Source organism: Candidatus Omnitrophota bacterium (assembly GCA_016929445.1).
Classification (GTDB): Bacteria; Omnitrophota; Gorgyraeia; order JAFGIU01; family JAFGIU01; genus JAFGIU01.
The window spans coordinates 26,351-33,381 of the sequence record JAFGIU010000004.1 but is presented as its reverse complement, the minus strand read 5'-3'; the positions used below and the strand labels follow the sequence as shown (position 1 = coordinate 33,381).

At 57.1% G+C, this 7,031-nt stretch carries 5 protein-coding genes; 1 reads left to right on the top strand and 4 read right to left on the bottom strand.

Features of this window, described 5'->3' with window-relative positions:
• From aroF to JW937_00405, 4 genes are all read right to left on the bottom strand, one after another.
• Nucleotides 1–795 (bottom strand): 3-deoxy-7-phosphoheptulonate synthase (gene aroF / locus JW937_00420; GenBank protein MBN1585874.1); only part of this gene is annotated, 795 nt, incomplete at its 3' end.
• Complete coding sequence (locus JW937_00415) at nucleotides 792–2,813, bottom strand: elongation factor G (GenBank protein ID MBN1585873.1); 2,022 nt, start codon at nucleotides 2,811–2,813, stop codon at nucleotides 792–794. The genes aroF and JW937_00415, both read right to left, overlap by 4 nt.
• A gap of 273 nt (nucleotides 2,814–3,086) precedes the next feature.
• The gene (locus tag JW937_00410; protein ID MBN1585872.1) at nucleotides 3,087–3,701 is read right to left on the bottom strand and encodes a sulfite exporter TauE/SafE family protein; all 615 of its coding nucleotides are present in this window, start codon (nucleotides 3,699–3,701) and stop codon (nucleotides 3,087–3,089) included.
• Entirely contained in the window at nucleotides 3,698–4,840 is a 1,143-nt protein-coding gene (locus JW937_00405; GenBank protein ID MBN1585871.1) for a 4Fe-4S binding protein, read from the bottom strand. The genes JW937_00410 and JW937_00405 overlap by 4 nt, the downstream gene beginning before the upstream one ends.
• On the opposite strand from JW937_00405, the gene JW937_00400 reads away from it, so the two are divergent.
• Nucleotides 4,817–7,003, top strand: coding sequence for a hypothetical protein (locus tag JW937_00400; GenBank protein ID MBN1585870.1), 2,187 nt, complete (start codon nucleotides 4,817–4,819; stop codon nucleotides 7,001–7,003). The genes JW937_00405 and JW937_00400 overlap by 24 nt on opposite strands.
• Nucleotides 7,004–7,031: the final 28 nt, after the last annotated feature.

Below are 7,031 nucleotides of genomic sequence, written 5' to 3'. Positions count from 1 at the left end.
GTGGCTCTTGGCCTTTAGGACCGGAATACTCCCCACATCCAAAGTAAAGCGCGTGGTGGTTTCAAAAGTGCGGATCCCGCGCTCGCAGAGAATAACCCGGTGGTTGCCCTGCGCGTAGACCTCCTCGGCAGCCATGAGAAAGTCCTCCACCGTATTGGCCAAGCCGCGCTTCAACAGTATCGGCTTTTGCGTTTTGCCGACCGCAGCCAGAAGATCCACGTTCCCCATATTGCGCGCGCCAATCTGAATAATATCCGCGTATTTCTCAAAGAGATCCAAATCGCGCACATCCATCATCTCAGTCACAATCAACATATCGTGCTTCTTGCCGGCCTCAGCCAACCACTCCAGGGCCTGCTCGCCCAGGCCTTGAAAATCATAGGGAGAGGTGCGGGGCTTGAACGCCCCTCCCCGGAGCACCTTGGCTCCCTTAGCCTTGACATACTTGGCCAGCTTGAGGGTTCGCTCGCGGCTCTCGATCGTGCAGGGCCCGGCCATCACCACAATCTCTTTGCCGCCGAGCTTCACACCCTTGCCGAGATTGATAGGACGGGGCTTTCCGCCCGTGGACTCGGCAGAGACCATTTTGTAGGGCGTTTGAATCGCCAGCACCTTTTCCACACCGGAATAGGCCTCCAGCGGCTCTCCCCTCAGGAGAGACTCGTCGCCGATCACTCCCACAATCGTGCGTTCGGTGCCTTTGGAAACCATGGTGCGCAACTCAAGGCTGTGGATCTTTTCGATCAAATGATCCACATCTGCCTTGGTGGCCTTCGGGTCCAGAACGATGATCATTTAGAGTGCCTCTCCTCTTTGGCCTTCTGGGCGGCAGCAATCACGGCTTCGGCCTGCTTATGAGGGACTTCCGCGTAATGAGAGAACTTCATCTCAAAAGTGCCTTGGCCCCCGGTAATCGACTTGAGCTCTGAGGAGTATCGCAGAATCTCGGACAAGGGGGCTTCGGCAATAATCACCTGAGTGCCCTGCGCCCCTCCGGTCCCCATGCCTTCCACGCGCCCGCGCCTGGAACTGAGATCCCCGTTGACCGCCCCCATGAACTCCTCGGGAATAATGACCTCGAGCTTCATGATGGGCTCCAAAAGCACAGGCCGCGCTTTTTCAGCCGCTGCCTTGAGGGCCATGACCCCGGCCATTTGAAAGGCCAGATCCGAAGAGTCCACTGCGTGATAAGAACCGTGGAATAGCGCAGCGCGCACATCCTCCAGCGGATAGCCGGCCAGAACTCCCTTGGCCATGGCATCCCTGATGCCCTTTTCCACCGCCGGGATATACTGGCGCGGAATCACACCGCCGACAATCTCGTCCACAAATTCAAAGCCCGCTCCCCTCTCCAAGGGTTCAAACCTGACGTGGCAATCCCCGTACTGACCATGGCCTCCGCTCTGCTTCTTGAATTTGCCCTGAACCTCAACGGTCTGAGTGAAGGTCTCGCGGTAGGACACGCGCGGAGTCCCCACGGTGACATCGACCCCGTACTGGGATTTGAGGCGATGAACCATCACATTGAGATGCATGTCGCCCAGTCCGGAAACCAACAAGTCGTGGGTCTGCTCATCGCGGCTAATCTTGAAAGTCGGATCCTCTTGAGATAGCCGGTGCAAGCCCTGCGAAATTTTGTCTTCGTCTTCCATGGACTTCGGCGTCACGGAAATCGAAAGCGTGGCATTGGGCAGATCCGGTTGAGGAAAAATGAACGGATCTTTGGCACCGATACTGTCCCCTGTTTCCGTCAGCTTGAGTTTGGCAATGGCGCCGATCTCACCCGTTTGGATCTTTTCAACAGGCAACGTGTTCTTGCCGCGCAAGTAGACGATTTCTCCCACGCGCTCCTTCTTGCCCTTGGAGAAATTAGTGAACTCACCGTGGGCCGAGAGCGAACCCGAGACCACACGGAAAACCGTAAGCTGGCCCACAAACGGATCAATAATGCTCTTGAACACATAGGCGCTAAAAGGCGCTGAGGGATCGCGCTCGCGGGTCCTGGGTTCTTGCTCCGGATCCATGACCTTTTCCGCAATAGGCGGCCGGTCCGTCGGCGCAGGGAACAACTCCACAATCGCATCCAGGAAACGCGCCACCGCACCGGATTCCAGGAGGTCGCCGCAAAAGATCGGGACAACCTTGCCCGCAATCATATCCGCGCGCAGTTGGTTCTTGACGTCTGCCAGGGGCAACTGCCCTTCTTCCAAATACCGCTCTAAAAGAGTATCGTCTGTCTCGGCAACCGCCTCAATCAGGCTCTGTTGATAGGCCTGCAGATCTTCCTCCAAACCGTCCTGCAAAAGGTCCACCGGCGCAGAGCCCGGAGCCTCCAGAGGCACACACGATTTGCCGAAGCAGGACTGAATGGAATTCAGCGTCCTGTCAAAATCCGCACCCGGCTTACTGAGCTTGCTCACAAATACCGCACGCGGCAAATTTGCTTCCGAAGCAAGGCGCCATACCTTTTCCGTTCCCACTTCCACACCCTTGGTCGCGTCCACCACAACGCAGACGGCATCCACTGCATAGAGGGCAGCGCAAACCTCGCCGATAAAGTCAGCATAACCCGGGGTATCAATCAAATGAATGCTGTGATTCTTGTGATCAATCTGAAGAACGGAACTATTGATGGAGTGTTTGTGCTCGATCTCATCATCGCGGTAATCGCTGGCGGTTTGCCCTTCTTCAACCTTACCCAAGCGGGTGGTGAGTTTGGCCTGATGAAGGAGGGCTTCTGCTAAAGAAGTCTTGCCGGCGCCTGCGTGTCCCACGAGGGCAAGAGTGCGTACGCGAGTTGCTTCTACCGTCATGTTTCCTTACTCCTGACTGCCAAATCGGGCATTTGGAAGTGAAAGAAGCTCGGCCAAGCTGGGCCAAGGATTCCTCTTAGGAGGCTATTGTGGCCGGTTTGACCATTGTAACACAGTGACCGGAATCATACACCCAGGGACGGTTCTCGCCAACCCATTACCCAGCAAATGGTTATGAAAGATTCGTCCCTAACAACAACTCCCCGTCCGCGGTGTCAGGCACTGGTGTCAGGCACTGGTGCCAGGCACCGGTGCCTGGCACCGAAGAGAAAGCTAGAACAGTGCGGAGATGGAGCTCACAAGAAAATAGGTGCCCACAAGCAGGGCGCTCCAAGTGCCGATGGACCGGAGGCGTTCCATCTGGGTGAAAGGGCTGAGCCCGATAAGAGGGATCACATATAAGCTGGTACCCACAAAAAAGCCCAGAAAAAATACAAGCCCGGCAGAGATCCCCCCAACCTGCAAGAGACGCGCCACACCGACCACAAAGGGAGGACACACATTGATGCCGATGAGGATTCCCAAAATCAATGGCATCCGCGCAAGTTTTTTCCCGCTTAAGAATTTTTCACAGAATTTGAGTCTTGGCAGACTTTGGTTAAACGCGTAGATAATCATGATTAAAGCAGTCCCTAATAGAGCCCAAGAGGTCACTCTCTCACTCAGATGGGGTTGCATGCTTTGGCCTAACCACCCTACAAACATCCCAAACGTGGCATAGGCCAGGAGCCGTCCCAGCAAGAACTCTCCAATCACACGGATATTGGCACGCCACGTTCCCAGGCCTTCTGCAAACAGATACGGCACCACAAAAGGCACACAGGCCCCAAAACAATAGGGCCCTGTGGAAAGACCAAGCGCCCACCCCTCGGCAATTAGCTGAGTCATAGCGGCAAGCACCTCCACAAACGCAAGAGGGCCTCAGGGACAAATAACAGGGAAACCGCACCGGCCACCATCCAAGAGCTGAGCAAAAACAATCGCCGCGGCCAAGTATTGGGAATACCCAGCTTTTTCTCGCCCACCAAATGATAATCAATGGCCAAAGCCGGGCACACATCCATGCACTCGCCGCAGCGATTGCAATAAGGCAGCACCCTCTCCTCTATCGGGCGGTCCTTATCAATGGCAAAGGTCGGACAAGCACTCACACATTTCTCGCAAAGCGTGCACTTATCGGGATCGATCTTGACGCGGTAGGGATTGATCCGGCCAAAAAAAGACTGCCACGCCCCAAAAGGGCAAATCAAACCGCAGAAGGCTCTTTTCTTTGTCAAAAGCGGCAGCAACACCAAGAAGAACAACCCGATGAAGAAGAAGCTCAGGAATTGGAGCATATTCTTCAGCGTATCCGGTTCCAAAAATCCCGTGCCCAGCTTCAGAGGACACATCCACAAGCAGAAGACCGGTTTGAGAGTAACCAGAGAGATCAGAAGCGCAGCGACCAAAATACCCGCAGGCAGATCGCGCAAGCCCTTGGGCAAACCCCGCCATTTCACAAGGGGCTTACGCAAAATCTTGGAGAATCCCGAATCCAGCCCCCCGTACATGCAAGCCCAGGAACACCAGGCCTGGCCCAAAGCCAAGGTCACCAAAAGCCAAAGCGCTCCCCAGGTCAACGGCGACCACTTGAGCCAGCTTCCGCTCATCAGTGCCAGATATTGTTGATATAGGTAATTGAGGAAGGAAGAGCTCATCGCGATGTGGCAATAAGGCACTTCCTGAATTTCAGGGGTGATGAACGCACTCCCTGTGAGTCCGATCAGTTGGGCTTTGAAGTGGACGACAAAGGACCACGCAAGGATAATGAAGAAAACCGAACGCCAGCGGCCGATAATGCCGGTAAGAAATACCCGGTAGGCCATGAAACCGATAGCACAAATCCACAATGCCTTGGCAACGAGGAGTGGCGCCTCGCGCGTGGTGAACGCGCTCAGCATCCCCAAAGTCAATATCACAACCGTTGCCAAGGCCGCACTCATCTTTTGGGGTAAGGCGGCTTGATGAACGCTGCGCTCTTCAGACAATCGCTTCTCCCTCGTCTTGCTTTTGCGCTCTATGGCGCGATCTCCCTCATCCTACAACTGGCCTTTGTACAGGAACTCCTGATCGTCTTTTCCGGACACGAACTCTTTTTGGGATTTCTCCTGGCCTCATGGATGGGCTGGGTCGGGGCAGGCGCCTACTGGGCACGCAATCAACACGCTCAAGCCCTCCCCTATCTGCTCATCCAACTTCTCCCCTTGCTCTTATGCAATTTGCTGCTCATCCGGCTGAGCAAACTGCTCTTCGGCTTTGGCATGCTCATCGGGCTCTTCCCGACCTTCCTCTTGACGGCCGCCCTGCTCGCCCCAACAGGCCTGGCTCTGGGCGCCTGCTTCACTTGCGGCTGTGCCGTAGCCCATCGACGAAGCGGCCTCAGCGCAGGCCACGCCTATGCATGGGAAGCCGCGGGGGCTGTGGCCGGCGGCCTTCTCCACACGGGCCTGATCGCCGGGCGCCTGAGCGCAGACATCCTCATCACCCTATGTGCTGCGGCAGCCCTTGCAGCAGCCCTACCGCTCTTAACAAGGCCCCGCTCGCGAATCGCAGTCGCACTCCTGACAGCCGCACTCACTTTGGCCTGGTTCGGGGCCTCCATCCCCCAACGCTCCCGCGCTCTGCAGTTCCGCGGATACAACTTTGTGGAAGAACAGGTCTCGCGCTACGGCCACCTCGCGCTCACACGCATGGGCAGTTTGAACATCTTATTCGAGAACGGAGTGCTCAGCGCCCACTTCCCGGATCCGGTCGCATATGAAGAACTCGCCCACTGGCCTCTACTACTCAACGAGCATCCCGGCAAAGTCTTGGTGCTCGGAGGCGCAAGCACCGGTCTGCTGGCCGAGATCCTCAAACACCCGGTTGCTGAGGTGGATTGGGTGGAGATCGATCCCGCGCCACTTCAATTGATTCGGAAACATCTCAGCGGCCCCGATCGCATGGCCCTTGAAGATCTCCGCGTGCACCGTCACACCCAGGACAGCCGCACTTGGCTCATGCAATCGAGTAAGCAGTACGATGTGATCCTGCTCTCGGTGCCGGAACCGATTAACGCCCAGATCAACCGGCTCTATACTGTTGAGGCCTTTGAAGCCGCACGCGCCCGTCTTCGGCCCGGGGGGATCCTGGCCTTCCAAATCCGCTCATCCGACAACTATCTCTCCCCGGCCACAACCTATTCCAATGCCTGTTTGCTGCAAACACTCCGCGCAGCCATCGATCATGTCGAGCTAGTGGCCGGAAACCCCCTCCTGCTATTGGCAAGCCCGGATCCAATCCGCTTGGACGCCGACTTACTCGGCCGGCGCGTCGATCAGCGCCGGCTCAGCAACAGCGCTGTGGTACCCAGCTATTTTCCGTACAAGCTCGATCCGCAGCGGCGCCAAGCCCTGCTCTCGGGCCTGGAAAACGCGCGCGCCGTGCGGCTCAACCGCGACCTATTCCCCGTGTGCTATGCCTACACTTGGCGAGCCTGGCTGAGCAAATTCGTCTCACCCGCCTATTTCCTGGGATTCGCGGCCCTCTTGTTCGGCCTCCTTTGGGCCCTGAGACTCTTTTGGCAGGGACGCAAAGTAATTCGCGAGCAGCACCCGGTCTGCGTCCTCTTTGTTCTGGGCGCTGCCGGCATCCTGTATGAAACCGTGCTGATCCTTGCCTTCCAAGCCTTGCACGGCTATGTGTACTGGCAACTCGGCGCGCTCTTTGCCGCGTTCATGCTGGGCTTAAGCGCGGGCGCTCAATGGGCCTTGCGCATCCATGGCCCGGCAAGTGAACCTGAAATGCTCAAGAGACTGCGCCGGCTGCTGCTGTGGGCCGGAGTCTGGGGCCTGACACTGGGCTCCAGCCTTCCCTTTCTCAAAGAACTCTCTGTGTGGCCACTCGCGCTATTCAGTGCACTCGTGTTTACCAGCGCGCTTTGGCCGGGCGCAGGTTTTGCCTTGGCCGCCCGGGCCCTCCACAACACGCGTGCGTCCCAGGTCTCAGGCACACTCTATGCCGCGGACCTGTGGGGCGCCGCGCTGGGGGCCGTGCTTACCAGCGCAATGTTGGTGCCGGTGTTCGGGCTGCAAGTGACGCTCGTGATCGGCGCTCTTGCCCCACTCTTAATGTCGTTCCCGCGAAAGCAGTTGTCATCGCGAACGCAGTGAAGCGATCTTTGTGGCGCAAAGATCCCCA

What these genes read in the sequence shown, in the direction of transcription:
- JW937_00410 (MBN1585872.1), bottom strand. Translation starts at nt 3,701, where the DNA reads ATGACTCAGCTAATTGCCGAGGGGTGGGCGCTTGGTCTTTCCACAGGG.
- JW937_00415 (MBN1585873.1), bottom strand. Translation starts at nt 2,813, where the DNA reads ATGACGGTAGAAGCAACTCGCGTACGCACTCTTGCCCTCGTGGGACAC.
- JW937_00400 (MBN1585870.1), top strand. Translation starts at nt 4,817, where the DNA reads ATGAACGCTGCGCTCTTCAGACAATCGCTTCTCCCTCGTCTTGCTTTT.